The 19055-nt window shown below is 63.1% G+C and carries 17 protein-coding genes and 1 tRNA gene; 12 read left to right on the forward strand and 6 right to left on the reverse strand.

The annotated features are described in order from the left end of the window. Positions 1–29: 29 nt before the first annotated feature. Positions 30–1220, reverse strand: a complete 1191-nt coding sequence (locus FDP25_RS07870; RefSeq protein ID WP_154150532.1) for a benzoate/H(+) symporter BenE family transporter — start codon at positions 1218–1220, stop codon at positions 30–32. Positions 1221–1410: 190 nt separating this feature from the next. Here FDP25_RS07870 and FDP25_RS07875 point away from each other — a divergent pair, with 190 nt between their 5' ends. The 5 genes from FDP25_RS07875 (at position 1411) to FDP25_RS07895 (ending at position 8282) form a co-directional block, all read left to right on the forward strand. Next, positions 1411–2187 carry a uracil-DNA glycosylase gene (locus FDP25_RS07875; protein WP_154153255.1) on the forward strand — a complete coding sequence of 259 codons (777 nt, stop codon included), beginning with the start codon at positions 1411–1413 and terminating at the stop codon, positions 2185–2187. Then, positions 2184–2783 carry a metallophosphoesterase family protein gene (locus FDP25_RS07880; protein ID WP_154150534.1) on the forward strand — a complete coding sequence of 200 codons (600 nt, stop codon included), beginning with the start codon at positions 2184–2186 and terminating at the stop codon, positions 2781–2783. Before FDP25_RS07875 ends, FDP25_RS07880 begins: the two co-directional genes overlap by 4 nt. 15 nt (positions 2784–2798) lie before the next feature. Beyond that, entirely contained in the window at positions 2799–3341 is a 543-nt protein-coding gene (moaB, locus tag FDP25_RS07885) for a molybdenum cofactor biosynthesis protein B (RefSeq protein WP_154150536.1), read from the forward strand. Between the two features lie 96 nt (positions 3342–3437). Then, on the forward strand, positions 3438–4889 hold the full coding sequence (locus tag FDP25_RS07890) for an efflux RND transporter periplasmic adaptor subunit (RefSeq protein WP_154150538.1): 1452 nt from the start codon (positions 3438–3440) through the stop codon (positions 4887–4889). Positions 4890–4892: 3 nt separating this feature from the next. Next, complete coding sequence (locus FDP25_RS07895; protein ID WP_154150540.1) at positions 4893–8282, forward strand: efflux RND transporter permease subunit; 3390 nt, start codon at positions 4893–4895, stop codon at positions 8280–8282. Here FDP25_RS07895 and FDP25_RS07900 read toward each other — a convergent pair. Further along, positions 8279–9085, reverse strand: a complete 807-nt coding sequence (locus FDP25_RS07900) for a protein-disulfide reductase DsbD domain-containing protein (protein ID WP_246175790.1) — start codon at positions 9083–9085, stop codon at positions 8279–8281. The genes FDP25_RS07895 and FDP25_RS07900 overlap by 4 nt on opposite strands. Before the next feature lie 141 nt (positions 9086–9226). On the opposite strand from FDP25_RS07900, the gene FDP25_RS07905 reads away from it, so the two are divergent. Further along, entirely contained in the window at positions 9227–9793 is a 567-nt protein-coding gene (locus tag FDP25_RS07905; RefSeq protein ID WP_343031990.1) for a YqgE/AlgH family protein, read from the forward strand. 37 nt (positions 9794–9830) lie between these two features. Here the strand turns inward: FDP25_RS07905 and FDP25_RS07910 are convergent. Then, positions 9831–9907, reverse strand: a tRNA-Met gene (locus FDP25_RS07910). Positions 9908–9977: 70 nt separating this feature from the next. Continuing rightward, positions 9978–10463 (reverse strand): glutathione peroxidase, encoded by a 486-nt coding sequence (locus FDP25_RS07915; protein WP_246175893.1) that lies wholly within the window; start codon positions 10461–10463, stop codon positions 9978–9980. Between the two features lie 166 nt (positions 10464–10629). On the opposite strand from FDP25_RS07915, the gene FDP25_RS07920 reads away from it, so the two are divergent. After that, positions 10630–12060, forward strand: coding sequence for an FAD-binding oxidoreductase (locus tag FDP25_RS07920; protein WP_154150544.1), 1431 nt, complete (start codon positions 10630–10632; stop codon positions 12058–12060). Here the strand turns inward: FDP25_RS07920 and hemC are convergent. Beyond that, positions 12057–13004 carry a hydroxymethylbilane synthase gene (hemC, locus tag FDP25_RS07925; protein WP_154150546.1) on the reverse strand — a complete coding sequence of 316 codons (948 nt, stop codon included), beginning with the start codon at positions 13002–13004 and terminating at the stop codon, positions 12057–12059. The two genes, FDP25_RS07920 and hemC, sit on opposite strands and share 4 nt — an antisense overlap. A 96-nt stretch (positions 13005–13100) precedes the next feature. Here hemC and hemE point away from each other — a divergent pair, with 96 nt between their 5' ends. Both hemE and FDP25_RS07935 read left to right on the forward strand, forming a co-directional pair. Further along, the gene (gene hemE / locus FDP25_RS07930) at positions 13101–14135 is read left to right on the forward strand and encodes a uroporphyrinogen decarboxylase (protein WP_154150548.1); all 1035 of its coding nucleotides are present in this window, start codon (positions 13101–13103) and stop codon (positions 14133–14135) included. A 163-nt stretch (positions 14136–14298) separates the two neighbouring features. Next, complete coding sequence (locus FDP25_RS07935; RefSeq protein ID WP_172982769.1) at positions 14299–14538, forward strand: type II toxin-antitoxin system Phd/YefM family antitoxin; 240 nt, start codon at positions 14299–14301, stop codon at positions 14536–14538. Between the two features lie 210 nt (positions 14539–14748). On the opposite strand, the gene clpB is transcribed toward FDP25_RS07935, so the two are convergent. Further along, entirely contained in the window at positions 14749–17367 is a 2619-nt protein-coding gene (gene clpB, locus FDP25_RS07940; RefSeq protein ID WP_154150551.1) for an ATP-dependent chaperone ClpB, read from the reverse strand. A gap of 235 nt (positions 17368–17602) precedes the next feature. On the opposite strand from clpB, the gene FDP25_RS07945 reads away from it, so the two are divergent. From FDP25_RS07945 to pyrF, 3 genes are all read left to right on the forward strand, one after another. Beyond that, positions 17603–17884, forward strand: a complete 282-nt coding sequence (locus tag FDP25_RS07945) for a hypothetical protein (RefSeq protein ID WP_154150553.1) — start codon at positions 17603–17605, stop codon at positions 17882–17884. A gap of 108 nt (positions 17885–17992) precedes the next feature. Then, positions 17993–18262 carry a hypothetical protein gene (locus tag FDP25_RS07950; protein ID WP_154150555.1) on the forward strand — a complete coding sequence of 90 codons (270 nt, stop codon included), beginning with the start codon at positions 17993–17995 and terminating at the stop codon, positions 18260–18262. 63 nt (positions 18263–18325) lie between these two features. Next, complete coding sequence (gene pyrF, locus FDP25_RS07955) at positions 18326–19018, forward strand: orotidine-5'-phosphate decarboxylase (RefSeq protein WP_154150557.1); 693 nt, start codon at positions 18326–18328, stop codon at positions 19016–19018. The last annotated feature ends 37 nt before the right edge of the window (positions 19019–19055 follow it).

A 19055-nucleotide genomic window follows, 5' to 3' on the forward strand; every position in this document is an offset into this window, starting at 1 on the left:
AAGGGTGGCGGCGCGGGGCAAGCAGCGCGTCAGCCTTGGCTGACCTCTGACTGATGGCGCAGGCCCTTCATCCCCCAAATCACCACCCCTGCGACCACGCCCCAGAAGGCGCCGCTTATGCCGAGCAACGTCATGCCACTGGCGGTAATCAGGAAGGTCAGCGCCGGGGCCTCCATTTGCTTGGCATGGGTGAACGCCCCCGAAAGCGCGCCCACGAGCGCCGGAATCAGGGCAAGGCCGGCCACCCCGGTGATCAACTCCGCCGGAGCGACACTCGCCAAGGCGGTGACCGGGGCCGCGACGAAGGCCAGGATCACGTAAGCCACCCCGGAAACGATGGCCGCCCAATAGCGATGCGCCGGATCGCGGCCCGCATCCTCACCCGCCATCATCGCGGCGGTGATCGCAGACATGTTGACCGGCACTGCCCCAAAGGGCGCAATCAACAGGCTGGCCAGCCCGGTGTTGCGGATCATCGGTTGCCGCTCCACCGTGTACCCGTTGAGTTCCAGCACCGCGAAACCGGGAATGTTCTGCCCCGCCATGGTCACAAGGTAAAGCGGCAGGGCGATCGAGACCGCGCCTTGCAGGCTGAAGATCGGGGCAAAGGGCACTACATCGGGGTGCCATTGCCCTTCCAGTGAAAGCCCCCCCGAGGGCAGGTCGACACCCGAGAACAAGACCGCGACGAAGGCCAGCATCGCCAGCGGCATCGCCGCCAGCTTGTGCCACATCAGCCCCGCCAGCCACGCCACCAACACCGGCAGGAACAAAAGCGGGATCGCGCCAAGTGCCTGCGCCGGGGCAAGGCAGAGGTTGAACAAGACCCCCGCCAAGAGCGCATTGGCCACAGGTTTGGGGATTGCCGCCACCAGACGACCCAGCGCGGGAACGAACCCGGTAAAGACGATCAAACCCGCACAGACAATCATCGCGCCCACGGCCTCGGCGAAGCCCCCCGGCAAGGCGGCAGTCGAGGCGAGAAAGGCCGCGCCGGGCGTGGACCACGCGACAGCCGCCGGGATACGGGTCACCGCCGGAAGCCAGATGCTGCACACCCCCATGCCAAGCGTGGCAAAGAACAACCCCGTTGCGGCCTGTGCCTCGCTTGCGCCCATGCTTCTCAGACCCGCCAAGACGATGGCGAATGAGGCTGTGTAGCCGACGAAGGCGGCAAGCGCGCCCATGTAGACGGCCGAGGGTCTGATCTCTTTGAACATGCGCGCGCTGTCCTGTGTTGGTCCTGCGGGATCAAAACATCCGATTTCGCGGCAGGCTACAAGGCGAAAGGACCGGCATAGCTTCACCGACGCGATACCGACAAAATACCGACGTTTCACAGACAGCTGTTTTCGGCAGGACGAGGTAGCTCTTTTCCCTCCCCGCTCCGGGGGCTACCTTATGCGTGATATGGAATCGGCTTTGGACTTTCACACGGCAAAGGCGCTGCTGGATTGGCAGATCGAACTCGGCGCGACCGAGGCGATTTGTGATGCCCCGGTGAACCGCTACGAGGTGCCGGAAAAACAGGCCAAGCCCACCCCCGCAGCGCCCCCTGCCCCGGTGCCCGAGGAAAAAGTGGATGCCGTTTCCGAGGCCAAGGCGGCGGCAAAATCCTGCAATGATCTCAATGCCTTGAAATCAGCCATGGCGGCGTTTGAGCATTGCGATTTGAAACGCGGCGCACGCAATCTGGTGTTTGCGGATGGCAACCCGCAGGCCCGTGTCATGATCATCGGTGAGGCCCCGGGCCGCGACGAAGACCGCGAGGGGCGGCCCTTCGTGGGCCGTGCCGGGCACTTGCTGGACCGGATGTTGGCGGCCATTGATCTGGGGCGCGATGCGCAAGGCACTGAAAACGCTGCATATATCACCAACGTCCTGCCGTGGCGCCCACCCCAGAATCGCGACCCCAAACCCGAAGAAATCGCCATGCTGCTGCCCTTCCTGCAACGGCACGTGGAGTTGGTTGACCCGCAAGTGATTGTTTTGATGGGCAATATTAGTTGTCAGGCGGGGCTTGGCCGACGCGGCATCACCCGGTTGCGCGGCAACTGGGCCGAGGCTTATGGCCGCCCGGCCCTGCCGATGTTCCACCCCGCCTACCTTCTGCGCAACCCGCATGCCAAGCGCGAGGCATGGGCCGACCTGTTGGAACTGAAGGCGAGGCTTGGGGCAAACCAATGAAAATACTGGCGTTTTCCGATCTGCATCATTCCGCGTCCCGCGCCGAAGCACTGGTTGAGGCCGCGCAAGAGGCCGACCTTGTGATCGGCGCCGGGGATTTCTGCAATGCCCGCCGGGGCCTGCCGGATGCCATGGCCCTGCTGGAGGGGATCACTACGCCGATGGTGGTGGTTCCGGGCAATGCCGAAAGTGCGGCGGAGCTGAAGGCCGCCGCGCGGGACGGCATGCATGTGCTGCACGGCGAAGGACTCGAGATTGCCGGTGTGCGCCTCTTTGGGCTGGGGTATGGCGTGCCGCTCACGCCCTTTGGCGCGTGGTCTTGCGACCTGACGGAGGATCAGGCCGAGGACCTTCTAAATCACTGTGAAAGCGCGGATATCCTGATCACCCATTCGCCGCCCAAGGGCGTTGCGGATGTAACCTCGCAGGGGATCTCGGTGGGCTCCACGGCCATCCGCGCCGCTATCAAGCGCCTGCAACCGCAACTGGCCCTGTGTGGCCATATCCATGACAGTTGGGGCCAGACCGGCCAGATCGGGGCGACCCATGTGGTCAACCTTGGCCCAACGCCCAACTGGTTCGACATCGACGTATAAAGGGACACAACAGGCATGAGCCGAATCGACGAGAGCAAAGACTTCATCCCCGTGCGTATCGCCGTTCTGACGGTCAGCGACAGCCGCGATATTTCCGAGGATCGCTCGGGCGAGGTTCTGGTGAGCCGGATCGAAGAGGCGGGACACACCCTTGCCGACCGGATGATCGTGCGCGACGAACGCGACCAGATCGCCGACCAGCTGCGGGAATGGATCGCCTCGGATCAGGTGGATGTGGTGATCTCCACCGGCGGTACGGGCCTGACCGGGCGGGATGTCACGGTCGAGGCGCATCGTGATGTTTATGAAAAGGAGATCGACGCCTTCGGGACGGTCTTTACCATGGTCTCGTTGCAGAAGATCGGCACGAGCGCGGTGCAATCGCGTGCCACGGGTGGCGTGGCCGGGGGCACGTACCTGTTCGCCCTGCCCGGAAGCCCGGGGGCCTGCAAGGATGCATGGGACGAAATCCTCAAGTGGCAGCTGGATTACCGGCACCGCCCCTGCAACTTTGTTGAGATCATGCCCCGTCTGGACGAACACCAGCGACGGAAATAGCGCGCTGCGGCGTATTACCTGCTGCGCTTGGCTTTTCATGCCGGGCCCTTACATTGAACGGGTGGCCGAATTGGCCCTGTAAAGGACACGTTGCGCATGCGGTTTCTGCGTCACAGCCTGACCGGCTTGTTTCTGCTTTCGCTTACGGTGGCCCTGCTGATTTATGCGGGCCAATTGATTTTCAGTGCCGTGCAGGAACGCATGGGAAGCGAACCGACGGTTCCCGAACGGCGCGAACGTGTCTTTGCCGTCAATCTCGTGCGCGCCGAGGCCCGCACGATCACGCCGGTTCTGACCGCCTATGGCGAGGTGCAAAGCCTGCGCACGCTGGAAATCCGCGCCAAGACCAGCGGCACGTTGACCCAACTCTCGGAGGATTTCGAGGAAGGTGGCGTTGTTGAGAAAGGCCAGCTTCTTGTACAGGTCGATCCTTCGGATGCGCAATCGGCCCTGAACCTTGCGGAAAGCGACCTGATGGATGCACAGGCCGAGGTGCGCGATGCCGAGCGGGCGCTCGGGATTGCCCGGGATGAGCTTGAGGCCGCGCGCGAACAGGCCGCGTTGCGTGAGCGCGCCTATCAACGGCAGCTTGATTTGGAAGACCGCGGGGTTGGCACAGCCGCAGCCGTAGAGACAGCCGAATTATCGGCATCGCAGGCCCGGCAGGCCGAACTGGCCAGCCGCCAGGCCCTTGCCAATGCCGAGGCGCGGGTCGATCAGGCCCGCACCCGTTTGTCCCGGTCAAAAATCGCCCGGGACGATGCGAAACGGCGATTGGATGATACGACCATCCGGGCGGAGTTTGGCGGGACGCTGGATACCGTCAATGCGGTGGCCGGTGGCGTCGTATCACAGAACGAGCGTTTGGCGAACCTGATCGACACCGGCGCGCTTGAGGTCGCCTTTCGGGTTTCGACCGCGCAATATGTGCGGCTTCTGGATGACGCGGGAAAATTGCTGACGGCGCCGGTGTCGGTCAGCCTTGCGACGCAGGGTCTGGATTTACAGGCCACGGGCCGCATCACCCGCGACAGTGGCGCCGTGGAAGAGGGACAGACCGGGCGCATGATCTTTGCCACGCTGGATAAGCCCGGCGGTTTGAAGCCCGGAGATTTCGTCACCGTCAAGGTCGAGGAGCCGCCGCTTGCCGATGCCATACGTTTGCCTGCCACGGCCCTTGGACCAGAGGGTGACGTTCTGGTCCTGGGCAACGAGGAGCGGCTTGAGGCACTACCTGTCACGCTATTGCGGCGGCAAGGCGATGACGTGCTTGTCCGGTCTGATGCCCTGACGGGGCGCGAAGTGGTGGCGCAGCGGTCCCCCCTTCTTGGGGCGGGAATCAAGGTGCGGCCGCTGCGTGAGCAGTCCGAGGCGGATACAAGCGAGTTGATGGACCTCAGCGATGACCGCCGTGCCCGGCTCATCGAGTTCGTGCGCGGCGACAGCGAATTGCCCGCCGAGGAAAAGTCCCGCCTTCTGGCACAGCTGGAGCAGGCACAAGTACCAGCGGGAACGGTTGTGCGGCTTGAAACCCGCATGGGGGGCTAGGCCATGGCGCGTCAGATTCCGGCCCGTGCCGGTGGGATATTATCCTATTTCGCGCGCCACCGGACGGTGGCCAACCTTTTACTGGTGGTTCTGGTGGTTCTGGGGCTTGCCGCCGCGCCCAAGATGCGAGCGCAGTTCTTTCCAGATGTGATCATCGATAGCGTCAGTGTTTCGGTCGTCTGGGACGGGGCGAGCGCGGAGGACGTGGACGCCGCCATCGTGCAGGTGCTGGAACCCGTGCTTCTGGCCGTGGAGGGCGTGGAAAGCAGCAGCGCCACAAGCCGCGAGGACCGTGCCAGCATCCAACTTGAGTTCGAGCCGGGCTGGGACATGGGCCGCGCCGCCGACGAGGTTCAGGCGGCTATCGATACAATAACCACCCTGCCCGAAGAGGCCGAAGAACCACAGGTGCGCCGGGGCGCATGGCGCGACCGGGTGACCGATATCGTGATCACCGGCCCCGTGGCGACCGACCAATTAGGCCTTTATGCCGATGAATTGGTCACCCGCCTGTTCGACGCGGGTGTGACGCGTACAACGGTACGCGGCGTCGCCGCCCCGCAGACCATCGTCGAGGTGCCTTCGGTCAACCTGATGTCCTATGACATCACCATGGCCGAGATCGCCGATGTGATCGCGGGCGAGGTGGACGCCGACCCGGCGGGCGATGTGACGGGGGCCAATACCCGCGTGCGTACCGGGGTCGAGAAACGCAGCCCCGAACAGATCAACGCGATTGTCTTGCGCTCGAACCCGGATGGATCGGCCTTGACCATCGGGGATGTGGCCACGGTCCGGGTCGAGGGGATCACGCGCAACCTGAGCTATTTCGTGGGTGACAATCCGGCGATGTCAGTCCGGGTGGATCGCTCGGCGCGCGGCGATGCCATCGCTATTCAGGCGCAGGTGGCCGAGGTCGCCGAGAGCATGGAACGCAGCCTACCCGAGGGGGTGAGCATCGAATTGATCCGCACCCGATCCGAGGCGATCTCGGGGCGGCTGGATACGCTTTTGGACAATGGGATCACCGGGCTGGCGCTTGTGGTGGCGCTTTTGTTCATGTTCCTCAATGCGCGCACGGCCTTCTGGGTGGCGGCCGGTATTCCCGTGGCGATGCTGGCGGCGATTGCCCTGATGTATATCGGCGGGCTGACGATCAACATGGTCTCGCTTTTTGCGCTGATCATCACGTTAGGCATCGTGGTGGATGACGCCATCGTTGTGGGTGAACATGCCGACGCGCGGTATCGCAAATATGGCGAGGCGCCCGTGGTGGCCTCGGAACGCGCGGCACATCGCATGGCGCTGCCCGTCTTTTCCGCCACACTGACCACACTCATCGCCTTCTTCGGGCTGACGGCCATTGGCGGGCGGTTTGGCGATATGATCATCGACATTCCCTTTACCGTGATCGCGGTGCTGACGGCCTCGTTGGTCGAATGTTTCCTGATCCTGCCCAAGCATATGGCGCATTCGCTGTCCCATGCGCATAAACGCCATTGGTACGATGCGCCAAGCCGCGTGGTGAACCGCGGTTTTGTCTGGTTGCGCGAAAGCCTGTTCCGGCCTGTCATGGGCTGGGTGATCCGGCTGCGTTACCCTGTGATGGCGGCGGTGATCGCGGTTTTGGCCTCGCAAGTGGCGCTTCTGGTTCAGGGAGAGGTGCAATGGCGGTTCTTCAACGCGCCCGAACGCGGCAGCGTGACCGGGAATTTCGCCATGGCGCCCGGGGCGACGCGCGACGATTCACTTGCCATGATGCGCGAATTGCAGCGCGCGACCGAAGGCTTGGGCGCCGAGTACGAGGAACGGTACGGGCGCAATCCGCTGGATTACGTCATGGCGCAGGTCGGTGGAAACACCGGCTATGGCCTTGCCGGGGCGGACACGAAAGAGCCCGACCAACTGGGCGGGATCGCGATCGAACTGATCGATGCCGATCTGCGCCCCTATTCCAGCTTTGCCTTCGTCGGTGAATTGCAGGACCGGGTGCGACAGCATCCGCTGGCTGAAACTGTCAGCTTTCGAGGCTGGCGTTCCGGCCCCGGGGGCGATTCGCTTGATGTGGAATTCTATGGTGCGACCGCCGAGACCCTGAAGGCCGCATCGGAGGCCCTCAAAGAGGCACTGTTGCGCTATCCCGAGGTCTCGGCGGTGCAGGACAACCTTGCCTACGACAAGCAGGAACTGATCCTTGAACTGACCCCGCAGGGGCAGGCGCTTGGCTTTACCATTGACGGGCTGGGGCAGGTGATGCGCCATCGCCTGAACGGGATCGAGGCCGCGACCTATCCGTCGGGGCCGCGCAGTGCCGAAATCCGGGTGGAACTGCCCGAGGATGAACTGACCGCCGATTTCCTTGAGCGCACCCAGCTTCGCACACCGCAGGGGACCTATGTTCCGCTGGCCGATCTGGTAAGCGTCGAGGACCGCACCGGGTTTTCCACCGTGCGGCGCGAAAACGGCATCCGCCTGATCAATGTCACGGGCGATATTTCCGAGGATGACCCCGCCCGCGCCGCAGAAATAAGCGAGGCGCTCGAAACCGAGATCCTGCCACGTATCGCGGGCGAGCATCAGGTGGAGTGGCGGCTTGCGGGCCTGAGCGAGCAGGAAAGTGAATTCCTTGCCGATGCGCGGCTTGGCCTGATCCTGACGCTGACGGGGATTTACCTTGTGCTGGCCTGGGTTTTCTCAAGCTGGACGAGGCCCGTGGTGGTGATGGCGATCATTCCCTTCGGTCTGGTCGGTACGATCTATGGGCATAACGCGTGGGACGTGCCGCTAAGCATGTTCACGGTGGTGGGGCTACTGGGGATGACTGGGATCATCATCAATGATTCCATCGTTCTGGTCACCACGATTGACGAACACGCCCGCGAACGCGGCTTGGTTCCGGCGATCATCGAAGGAGCGGTTGACCGTCTGCGCCCCGTGTTCCTGACCACGGCAACGACGGTTCTGGGCCTGACGCCGCTGCTGTTCGAGCGCTCGCAACAGGCGCAGTTCCTCAAACCCACGGTGATCACGCTGGTCTATGGGCTCGGATTCGGGGTGGTGCTGGTGCTGTTGGTGGTTCCCGCCCTGATCGCCATGCAGCAGGACATCGCCCGCCAGACACAGGCCCTTCGGCGAATGCTACACGCGCCGGTGCCAGCGGTGCGAAACACGATTGCAGTCGGGGCTGTCGGGCTGATCACGTGGTTGGGCGCGACGATGGGGATGACGGTTTTTACCGGCAATTTGCCCGCCGTTCTGGTTGAGGCCCTGCCGATGCTGAACACCCTGCCTGCAATGCCCGCAGCCTTGGGCTTGTTCACGATCGGCGCGGTTTTGATGGTTCTGGCGCTATATGCGGGCCTTGCCCTGACGGGACGCCGCCGGTCACACTAGCGCGCCGGGCAGCCCTTGATATCAACGGCCTGCCCCCCGCCAATCACGGTGATGCGAATGCCGTCGCGATTGAGGGCAAAGCTGTTTCCGTTGACATGGTACAGTTCGGTCTCGGCCACGAGGCGCACCCCCTGTCGTTCGGTTCTGGCCTGCGCCACCCAGATTTGCGGATTGTCGGTTTCGATCACGGCGACCTCGTCCGAACCACGGCGGTCAATGGCAATCTCTGCGCGCAACTGTAGGCCATCCTTGATGGGCGACACCGCACAGGTCACGCGCCCGACGCCGGCCTCCTGGGCCGTGTAGGGCCGCGCGGCAAGGGCCGCCACGATACTCGGGTCACGCTTGCGTATGTCCTGCGTCAATTCCTGCGAGATGCGCAGGGTCACCGGCAGGCAGACATCCTTGCACAGGCCAAGCTCCACCGTGCCATCCAGCGTGATCGCCTGCCCCTTGCGCTTTGGCATCACGTGCAGAGGCAGGACCAGCCTATCGGCATAGCCAATGGTCCGCACCCCGTTCTGCGAGATCGTACGCGGGGTTGGCCATGTGATCGAGACACCGGAGAGGTTCTGCGAGCCGCGCCAATCAAAGCGCGGCGGTATGCCCGCATCCCCCGGCGCCCGCCAATATGTTTTCCAGCCCTGTTTCATATCAAGCTGCAAGGCCGCAACGTGCCGTCCATCCGCGCCGCGCCATCCGCTCAGGATGCGCGCATCGACCAACTCGGTGGCAGGGTTGGCATTGACCGGCAGCGCGAAGGCACCGGCAAAGGCAAGGCACAGGGCGAAAAGCTGTCTCATCATGCCTTTCAAATGGGGGATTTGCATTGAAATGCCAACTCACTTTCCAGCGAGAAGTCGCGAGCGCATGGCACAGGATGCTTGCACTGTGTCCATGCTGCCCCCATTCTTTATTCATGGACCAAGCAAACAGGGCTTCGCGTGACTGACCAGATCGACCTGACCGGCAAACTTTTGATCGCCATGCCCGGCATGGGGGATCCGCGATTCGCCCATGCGGTGATTTACATATGCGCCCATTCGGACGACGGCGCCATGGGACTGATGATCAACAAGCCCACGGATGACCTTCGCCTGCGCGACCTGCTTGAACAGCTTTCGATCAAGGCCACGCCCGACACCCGGGATATCCGGGTGCATTTCGGCGGGCCGGTTGAGCATGGGCGCGGGTTCGTCCTGCATGACTATGGGTATCACTCGTCGATCTCCACGCTGGACGTGAACGAGGATTTCGCCATGACGGCGACGCTGGATATTCTTGAGGACCTGGCCGAAGGGCGCGGGCCGGGCAAGGCGCTGATGGCGCTTGGCTATGCTGGTTGGGGACCGGGGCAGGTCGAAGCCGAGATCGCCGAAAACGGCTGGCTGATCTGCGAGGCCGATCACGGGTTGGTCTTTCAGACGACAGATGCCGAGAAATGGGAAGCCTCGCTCAAGAAACTTGGAATCAGCGCGCTTGCCCTGTCGGCGGATGCCGGGCACGCCTGATTGGCGTTGGCGCCGAAAACTTGCATTTCAAGGATTGTGGTAGCGGAGGAGGGACTTGAACCCCCGACACGCGGATTATGATTCCGCTGCTCTAACCACCTGAGCTACTCCGCCAGACCGTGGCGGTAGGTATGACAGGGGGCGCGTCAGGTCAAGGCCCAAAATTGCGGTTTTCCCAAGCTTCTCAGCTGCGGGGTAAAAGCGGCTCGATGGCACCGGTAATCGATTTCGAGAGTGGACGGGTGACCGAGCCCCATAGCCCCGCCACACCGCCATCCGGACCAATCAGCACCTTGTTGAAGTTCCAACCGGGGGTGAAGCCTTCTGCCTCGGCCAACCATTGGTAGAAAGGATGCGCCTTTGCCCCGCGGACATGGGTGATTGTCGTCATCGGTAACGTCAGATCGAAATTCACCTCGCAGAAATCGGCGACCTCCTCATCGCTGGCAAGCTCTTGCTTGAAGTCCTGCGACGGCACCGCCAGCACCACAAGGCCCCGGTCGCGATACTGATCGTAAAGCGCCTGCAAGCCATCGTATTGCTTGGTAAAGCCACAGCGCGATGCGGTATTGACGACAAGAACGGGTTGGCCCGCCCAATCCGAGAATGACAGCGTTCCCCCGTCAATGGAGTCGAACTGCCAATCCTTGTTGGCCGCGAAGGCAGGCATCGTCGAAAGACCCGCCCAAAGGCTGGCCTGACCAAGAAAAAGACGGCGGGAAAAGTTCATCAATTCATGCTCCGGTGGGTCGTCGTTCAGGTTTATATCTAGGTCGCCTTTTCCGGGGGTCCAATGCCACTTGTGTCTTGCTGCACGCTCAAGCATCCTTTGCCCCATGACAGCGACAGATACCGACACCCAACTCAACGATTTACGCGGCATTCTCGGGCCGGAGTACGTGAAGACAGGGGCCGATGCCGCCCCATGGTCACACGATTGGCCGGGGCACGCCCATTGGACGCCGCTTGCCGTGGTGCGCCCTGCCAACACCCGGGAGGTGGCAAAGGTGGTGCAATGGGCCAACCGGACGGGCACCGCAATCGTGCCGGTTTCGGGCAACACCGGACTTGTCGAAGGCAGCACCGCCGAGGGCGCGGTGATGGTCTCGCTTGATCGGATGTCGGCCATTCGCGAGGTGCGCCCCGAGGCCCGCGTGGCGATTGTCGAGGCCGGGGCGATCCTGTCGAACATCCATGCGGCGGCGGATGCCCATGACCTGATTTTCCCGCTGACCTTCGGCGCGCGGGGCTCGGCCATGATCGGCGGGGCGCTGTCCACGAACGCCGGCGGCTCGAACGTGGTGCGCTATGGCAATACCCGCCATCTGTGCCTTGGGGTCGAGGCTGTTCTGCCTACGGGCGAAATCATTGATTTGATGAGCGAATTGCACAAGGACAACTCGGGCTACGACCTGCGGGATCTGCTGATCGGGGCGGAAGGGACCCTTGGGATCATCACCGCCGCCGTGCTGAAGCTGCATCCCAAGCCAATGGCCTATGCCACGGCCATGGTCGCGGCCCCCTCGCTGAACGATGCGCTGACTCTGCTGAACACCCTGCAACGGGAAACCGGCGGCGCGGTCGAAGCCTTCGAGTTCATGCCGCGCATCTTCATGGAGGCCTATCTGGAGCGTTATCCCGAGGCCCGCGCGCCCTTTGACCAGATGCACGAGGTCAACATCCTCGTCGAGGTGGGCGCGCTGTCGCCGCGCGACGCCACGCCCGGTGACGACGGGCGCGTGCCGGTCACGGGGCACCTTGAAGACGTGCTTGGGCGCCTGTTCGAAGAGGGGGCGATTCTGGATGCCGCCGTGGCCCAGTCGGACACCCAGAGACAGGAAATGTGGGCCCGGCGCGAGACCTCGGCCGAGGTGGCACGCCTGCGCCAGCCCCTGATCGACAATGACATCGCCGTACCGCTTGACCAGATCCAGACCCTGCTTGAGCAGATCGTCCGGAAATCACAGGCGATCGACCCGGACTTGATCCCGATGTGCGTGGCCCACCTGGGGGATGGAAACCTGCATTTCGCGGGCTGGCCCAGCACGGATGACCCGGACACCCTCAAGCAGATCAAGGAAATGGTCGATGACACGGCGATTGCCCTTGGCGGCAGCTTCTCGGCCGAACATGGCGTGGGCCTGACAAAGAAACCCGCCATGGCCCGGCACAAGAACCCCGTCGCCCTTCAGGCCATGCGCGCCATCAAACAGGCGCTTGACCCAAAGGGCATCATGAACCCCGGGAAGGTCCTGCCGGAGGGTTAATCGCGCCAGTCGAAGAAACCGGGGCCGGCCTGTTCCAGAAGCTTCATCGCCATCTCGCGGCCAAGATCGGCCCCATCCTCGATGGGCGCGGTCTGATCGTCGCTGAGCGCCTCTGACCCATCCGGGCGCAGCACCTCGCCACGCAGGCGCAGGGTGCCGCCATCCAGCTCCGCCAACCCGGCAATCGGGGTTTCACAGGACCCGTCAAGCGCGGCCAGAAAGGCGCGCTCGGCGGCAAGGCGTTGGCCCGTGACCTCGTCATGAATGGCGGTGAGCATGTCGGCGGTGCGGGTATCGTCACTCCGCCGCTCGATCCCGATGGCGCCCTGCGCCACGGCGGGCAGCATGACCTCGGGGGCGATCGCAGCGGTGGCCACGTCGGCCCGGTCCAGACGGTTGAGGCCAGCCATGGCAAGGAAGGTACAAGCGGCGACGCCATCGTCCAGTTTCTTCAACCTTGTCTGGACGTTACCGCGAAACTCCACCACTTCCAGATGCGGGTATTTCACCAGAACCTGCGCCTTGCGCCGCAAGGACGAGGTGCCCACCTTCGCCCCCTCGTCCAACTCGGCCAGCGAGGTCACATGCGGCGAGACAAAGGCATCGCGCACATCCTCGCGCGGCAGGTAGGTATCCAGAACCAGCCCCTCGGGCTGCAAGACCGGCATGTCTTTCATCGAGTGAATCGCGATGTCGATCTCACCGCCGAGCATCGCCTCCTCGATCTCGCGGGTGAAAAGACCCTTGCCTCCGATCTCTTTCAAGGGGCGGTCGATCACCCGGTCGCCCGTCGTTTTTATAACAACGATTTCAAAGGCGTCCTGTGGAAGGTCAAAGGCGGCGGACAGCCGGTCACGGGTCTCATGGGCCTGCGCAAGCGCCAGCGGAGAACCACGGGTGCCCAGCTTCATCGGGGTGTCGGGGGTTGGCAAATCGCGTGTCATGCCACGGGTCTAGCCCTGTCCCTTGCCCCTGACAAGCGGCGGGTGCTTGACATTGTGTCGCCATGGGGTGACCACCCTCGCAAACGGAGGAAAGACATGGCCGCGCAAAAGACGATCCTGAGGGCCCTTGCGGGCGAAACACTGGAGACACCGCCGATCTGGATGATGCGGCAGGCAGGCCGCTACCTGCCGGAATACCGCGCCACCCGCGCCGAGGCGGGCGATTTCCTTTCCTTGTGCTATAACAGTGACTTGGCCACCGAAGTCACCCTGCAACCGATCCGCCGCTACGGCTTTGACGCGGCGATCCTTTTTGCCGACATCTTGCTGGTGCCACAGGCGCTTGGCGCGGATTTGTGGTTTGTCACCGGCGAAGGCCCGCGTCTTTCGACCATCACCAACGAGGCCGGGTTCAAGGCCCTGAAACCGGCCGCCGATATCCACGAAACCCTAAACCCCATCTACCAGACCGTGCGTAACCTTGCCGCAGCGCTGCCAAAGGAAACCACCCTCATCGGATTCGCCGGCGCGCCCTGGACCGTGGCGACCTATATGATCGCCGGACAAGGCACGCCCGACCAAGGCCCGGCCCATGCGCTGAAGGCTGAAAACAAAGAGCTTTTCGAGGCACTGCTGAACCGCCTGACCGAGGCCACCATCGAATACCTCTCGGCCCAGATCGAGGCAGGCGCGGAATGCGTCAAACTCTTCGATAGCTGGGCCGGATCGCTGAAAGGTGAAGATTTCGACAACTACGCGACCGCCCCGGCGAAACGCATCATTTCCGAACTCAAGGCCCGCCACGGCGACATCCCGGTCATCGCCTTCCCACGGCAAGCCGGGGATAAGTACATAGGATTCCACGAAAAAACCGGGGCGGACTGTGTCGCACTGGACGATTCGGTCAGCCCCGAATGGGGGGCCGCCAATGTGCAAACCGCGGGCTGCGTTCAAGGGAATCTGGCGTCAAAACATATGGTTACAGGCGGCGACGATCTTGTACGCGAAACCAGGCACATCGTGGACGCCTTCAAGAACGGGCCGCATATCTTCAATCTCGGCCACGGCATCACCCCCGACGCCGACCCCGATAACGTGCAACTGATGATCGATACGGTGCGCGGCGGGTAATTTCGTACGAGTCGTACGCTGAAGGGGCCATTTTCGTACGAAAATCGGCCCCTTTTTCAGAATAAATCGTACGAGTCGTACGAAACTGGCCAATCGAACGGTGCGGATGGCCAATGTTAACCTTTTCGCGCAACCCTGCCTCGACACGACAAAAGGCAGAGTCATGTTCATCGAAGTTCTCAGCAATGAATTCCGCACCAGGTTCCGGGCCTACCTCGACCACCACCTCACCACCGGGGATCGTATCCTCGTCACCCGCCACGGCGAACCCGTGGGCGCATGGGTGAGCCATCGGGATTTCGAACGCCTGGAAGACGCCGACAACAGCCGCGAGGAATTCCTTGAACAACAGCACCAACAACGGATGCGCGATTACCGCATGTTGCGCGACGATCAGATGTAGCCGGGGGCGCTGCCCCCGCCGCCCTGCGGGCGACTCCCCCGGAGTATTTATGGAAAGATGAAATGCGCAGGACCAGTTTTCATCTTTCCCCAAATACTCCCGCCGGAGGCCCCCGAGGAAGAGGCCGGAGGCCGATGACGAGATATCAAGCGCGCGCGAAGCGCGCTCAATAAGGAAACCCCCGCGCGGGGTGGCGCGGGGGTTTGAGGGTTAGTGGACCACGGCGTCTTGTGGCGGGTCCTGCTTGGTGGTGCCGACGCGATCGCCAATGATCAGGCCCTCACCCCCGGCGGTAACAGGCACGGTAGAGCCGTCGAGGATATCCCCGGCCAACAGCGATTCGGCCAGCGGGTCTTGCAGGGCTTTCTGAATCACCCGCTTCAGCGGCCTTGCGCCATAGACCGGGTCGTATCCTTCATCGGCCAGCCATTTGCGCGCGGCATCGTCCAGCTCCAGCGTGATCTTGCGGCTGGCCAGACGTTTGAGCAGCCGGGCCATCTGGATATCGACGATGCCGTCCATCTGGTCGCGGGTCAGGCGGTCGAAGACCACGATCTCGTCCAGCCGGTTGAGGAACTCGGGCCGGAAGTGCGAGCGCACGGCATCCATCACGTCGCGCTTGGCATCCGAGGCGTCCGAGCCTTCGGGCAGTTGGCTGAGCGCCTGTGAGCCGAGGTTCGACGTCAGGATGATCAGCGTCTGCTTGAAGTCCACGGTGCGGCCTTGCCCATCGGTCAGCACGCCATCGTCGAGCACTTGCAGCAGCACGTTGAAGACCTCGGGGTGGGCTTTTTCCACCTCGTCGAAGAGCACCACCTGATAGGGGCGGCGGCGCACGGCCTCTGTCAGGACCCCGCCTTCGTCATAGCCGACGTAGCCCGGGGGCGCCCCGATCAGGCGCGCGACCGAGTGTTTCTCCATGAATTCCGACATGTCGATGCGGACCATCGCGCTGTCGTCGTCGAAGAGGAATTCGGCCACGGCCTTGGTCAGTTCGGTTTTCCCGACGCCTGTCGGCCCGAGGAAGAGGAAGGAGCCCAGCGGGCGGTTCTCGTCATTGAGGCCCGCGCGCGCCCGGCGCACGGCATTGGCCACGGCCTTGACGGCCGAATCCTGTCCGATCACCCGGCGGTGCAGGTTGTCTTCCATGCCAAGTAGTTTCTCGCGTTCGCCTTCCAGCATCTTGGCGGTGGGGATACCTGTCCAGCGTTCCACCACGCTTGCGATCTGTTCGGGGCGCACGGCCTCTTCGACCATGACGTCGCTGTCCTCGGCCTCTTCGGCCTCGGCCAGTTGCTTTTCAAGCTGCGGGATCACGCCATAGGACAGCTCCCCCGCCTTGGCGAGGTCGCCGGCGCGCTTGGCGTTTTCAAGGTCGATGCGGGCACGATCCAGTTGTTCCTTGATGTCGCGGGCGGAGGCGAGCTTATCGCGCTCGGCCTGCCATTGCGCGGTCATCTGGGCGGATTTGTCCTGCAGGTCGGCCAGTTCCTTTTCCAGCTTGTCCAGACGGTCCTTGGAGGCGGCATCGTCTTCCTTGCGCAGGGCCTCGGCCTCGATCTGCTTTTGCAGGATGTCGCGGTCAAGCGCGTCGAGTTCCTCGGGTTTGCTGTCCACCTCCATGCGCAGGCGCGAGGCGGCCTCATCCACAAGGTCGATGGCCTTGTCGGGCAGGAAGCGGTCGGTGATGTAGCGATGCGAGAGTTGCGCCGCTGTCACCAGCGCCGAGTCCGAGATGCGCACGCCGTGGTGCAGCTCGTATTTCTCCTTGATGCCGCGCAGGATCGAGATGGTGTCTTCGACGGTGGGTTCCTCGACCATCAGCGGTTGGAAGCGACGGGCGAGGGCCGCGTCTTTTTCCACGTGTTTGCGGTATTCATTCAGCGTGGTGGCGCCGATGCAGTGCAGCTCCCCCCGCGCCAGCGCCGGTTTGATGAGGTTGGCGGCATCCATGGCGCCGTCGGTTTTACCTGCCCCGACGAGGGTGTGCATTTCGTCGATGAAGAGGATGATTTCACCGGCCGCGGCGGTCACCTCGTTCAGCACGGATTTGAGGCGTTCTTCGAATTCACCGCGGTATTTCGCCCCGGCAATCAGCGCGCCCATGTCGAGGGCCAGCAGTTTCTTGTTGTGCAGGGATTCCGGCACGTCGCCATTGACGATGCGCAGGGCGAGGCCCTCGGCAATCGCGGTTTTACCGACGCCGGGCTCGCCGATGAGAACGGGGTTGTTCTTGGTCCGGCGCGACAAGACCTGCATGGCGCGGCGAATTTCGTCGTCGCGGCCGATGATCGGGTCGATCTTGCCTTCTTCGGCGGCCTTCGTGAGGTCGTGGGCGTATTTTTCCAGCGCTTCATAGGTATCCTCGGCCGAGGCGCTATCGGCGGTGCGGCCCTTGCGGATGTCGTTGATCGCCTCGTTGAGGGTTTGCGCCGATACGCCGCCTTGGTCCAGCGCGTCCTTGGCCGGGGATTTGACCACCGCCAGCGCGGTCAGGATGCGTTCCACCGGCACGAAGCTATCGCCGGCCTTGTCGGCCAGTTTCTGCGCCTCGGAGAGGACCTTGCCGGTTTGCTGATCCATGTAGGTTTGGCCCGCATCGCCGGTGACCTGCGGGATTTTGCCCAGCGCCAGGTCAAGCACCTGGGTCACGCGGTCGGGCTTGCCGCCAGCGCGTTTGATCAGGTTGCTGGCCAGACCTTCGGGATCGTCCAGCAGCGCCTTGAGCAGGTGTTCGGGGGCGAGTTTTTGATGGCTTTCGCGCATCGCGATGGTCTGGGCGGCCTGGATGAAACCGCGCGACCGTTCCGTGAACTTTTCGAAGTCCATGGCAATTCTCCTTTTCACAAGCGTTCCCCCGGATTGCCCACCCAATATTAGGCATGGGACGGTCGGGGACCTCGGGTAATGACATGGGTAACAGGCGCGTGATCTTCAAGACGCCTCCGGCCAAATCCCGCCATCCGCAGGGTTTTGCAAAAACATTTTCGTGATTCCCCCTAAAAGCCACCCTGCGCACCCCCATCTGTCCACATAGTTATCCACAGGCCTGCGAGGACAGACCATGACCGATGTATCAGTGACCCTGAGCCGTGTGCGCTATGCCCCCGAGGTACCTGGCTTTTCGGCGCTTGCTCATGTGACCGAGGCGGGGGTGGCATACCGGTATCCGGTGCAGATGGCCGCGCCTTTGACGGCAGAGTTCGATACCATCGCCCGCGCCCTGACGCGGCGGGGGCTTTCGGCGCATCGGAACGTATCTGGCGCGGGCCTGCGCATGGTCGAGCGTGAACAGGGCGCCGGTGCATCCGGCCCGGCCATGCCATCGCCCGGACTTGCGGCCTGAGTGCTGAAGGTGGGGAAAGCGGGGTGATAATTCACCTCGATTTAACCATTGTGGGGCATCTATACCCGGTCCAGTTTTTCTTGGTTTTGTGTTTCTGGGCGAGGTGCCATGCATATTGTTGATGTCAAATTCGCGGCGATGACGGACTGCCCTGAGACCGGACGGCGGACGGCAAAGGTCATGCTGTTGACCAATGAAGGCGGGCTGAGCCTTGCCGCCTCGACCGAGCAGGCGGAAAATTCCGACAGGCACGCGATCATTGAGGGCCTGATGCAGGACGCCATGCGCCAGATCAGGGCCTTTCCGGAGGTGAGAACCGGCCAGACGACCGTAACCGTCGCCGAAGATGCGCTTGACCGCGCGGCGCAAGAGGGTTGACGCAGGGCGGGCCGCCCGCGACAAGGGCCGCGAGTGACCCGCATTTGAAAAGGCCCGCAGCCCATGTCCGATGACCGTTTGATCGTTGCCCTCGATGTGCCCAACGCCCTAGAGGGCCTGCAACTGGCCGAGCAATTGGGCGACTCTGTCGGGTTTTACAAGATCGGGCTGGGGATGCTGACCGGCGGGGGCCTGGCCCTGGCCAATGAGCTGAAGCAGGACCATGGCAAGCGCATTTTCCTTGATATGAAGCTGTTCGATATCGGCGCAACGATCGAGGCGGCGGTGCGCGGCTTGGCGCAGTTCGATCTGGATTTCCTGACGGTGCATGGCGATCCGCATGTGGTGCGCGCGGCGCGCGAAGGGGCGGCGGGCAGCCAGACCAAGATCTTGGCGGTGACGATCCTGACCTCTTTGGACCGGGCAGATCTGGATGCGGGTCTTATCAAGCCGGGCGATATTCCCGATCTGGTGACGGAACGCGCGGGCCGGGCCTTTGAGGCCGGGGCCGATGGGGTAATCGCCAGCCCGCAGGAGGCGGCGATGATCCGCGCCCTGCCCGAGGCGGCGGGCCGGCTGATCGTGACCCCGGGCGTACGCCCCGCGGGCGCCGCTTTAGGCGACCAGAAACGGGTGGCCACCCCGGCGCAGGCCTTGGCCGACGGGGCCGACCATATCGTGGTGGGCCGCCCCGTCTGGGCCGCACCCGACCCGGCCAAGGCGGCGCGGGATATTCTGGGCGAGATCGCAGGGTAAGCTGCTTCGGCAGGGTTTTGACGCCACGGTTGCCGGG

This window comes from Roseovarius bejariae (assembly GCF_009669325.1).
Taxonomy (GTDB): domain Bacteria; phylum Pseudomonadota; class Alphaproteobacteria; order Rhodobacterales; family Rhodobacteraceae; genus Roseovarius; species Roseovarius bejariae.

What these genes read in the sequence shown, in the direction of transcription:
- FDP25_RS07870 (WP_154150532.1), bottom strand. Translation starts at nt 1,220, where the DNA reads ATGTTCAAAGAGATCAGACCCTCGGCCGTCTACATGGGCGCGCTTGCC.
- FDP25_RS07875 (WP_154153255.1), top strand. Translation starts at nt 1,411, where the DNA reads ATGGAATCGGCTTTGGACTTTCACACGGCAAAGGCGCTGCTGGATTGG.
- FDP25_RS07880 (WP_154150534.1), top strand. Translation starts at nt 2,184, where the DNA reads ATGAAAATACTGGCGTTTTCCGATCTGCATCATTCCGCGTCCCGCGCC.
- moaB (WP_154150536.1), top strand. Translation starts at nt 2,799, where the DNA reads ATGAGCCGAATCGACGAGAGCAAAGACTTCATCCCCGTGCGTATCGCC.
- FDP25_RS07890 (WP_154150538.1), top strand. Translation starts at nt 3,438, where the DNA reads ATGCGGTTTCTGCGTCACAGCCTGACCGGCTTGTTTCTGCTTTCGCTT.
- FDP25_RS07895 (WP_154150540.1), top strand. Translation starts at nt 4,893, where the DNA reads ATGGCGCGTCAGATTCCGGCCCGTGCCGGTGGGATATTATCCTATTTC.
- FDP25_RS07900 (WP_246175790.1), bottom strand. Translation starts at nt 9,085, where the DNA reads ATGAGACAGCTTTTCGCCCTGTGCCTTGCCTTTGCCGGTGCCTTCGCG.
- FDP25_RS07915 (WP_246175893.1), bottom strand. Translation starts at nt 10,463, where the DNA reads ATGCCTGCCTTCGCGGCCAACAAGGATTGGCAGTTCGACTCCATTGAC.
- FDP25_RS07920 (WP_154150544.1), top strand. Translation starts at nt 10,630, where the DNA reads ATGACAGCGACAGATACCGACACCCAACTCAACGATTTACGCGGCATT.
- hemC (WP_154150546.1), bottom strand. Translation starts at nt 13,004, where the DNA reads ATGACACGCGATTTGCCAACCCCCGACACCCCGATGAAGCTGGGCACC.
- hemE (WP_154150548.1), top strand. Translation starts at nt 13,101, where the DNA reads ATGGCCGCGCAAAAGACGATCCTGAGGGCCCTTGCGGGCGAAACACTG.
- FDP25_RS07935 (WP_172982769.1), top strand. Translation starts at nt 14,299, where the DNA reads ATGTTCATCGAAGTTCTCAGCAATGAATTCCGCACCAGGTTCCGGGCC.
- clpB (WP_154150551.1), bottom strand. Translation starts at nt 17,367, where the DNA reads ATGGACTTCGAAAAGTTCACGGAACGGTCGCGCGGTTTCATCCAGGCC.
- FDP25_RS07945 (WP_154150553.1), top strand. Translation starts at nt 17,603, where the DNA reads ATGACCGATGTATCAGTGACCCTGAGCCGTGTGCGCTATGCCCCCGAG.
- FDP25_RS07950 (WP_154150555.1), top strand. Translation starts at nt 17,993, where the DNA reads ATGCATATTGTTGATGTCAAATTCGCGGCGATGACGGACTGCCCTGAG.
- pyrF (WP_154150557.1), top strand. Translation starts at nt 18,326, where the DNA reads ATGTCCGATGACCGTTTGATCGTTGCCCTCGATGTGCCCAACGCCCTA.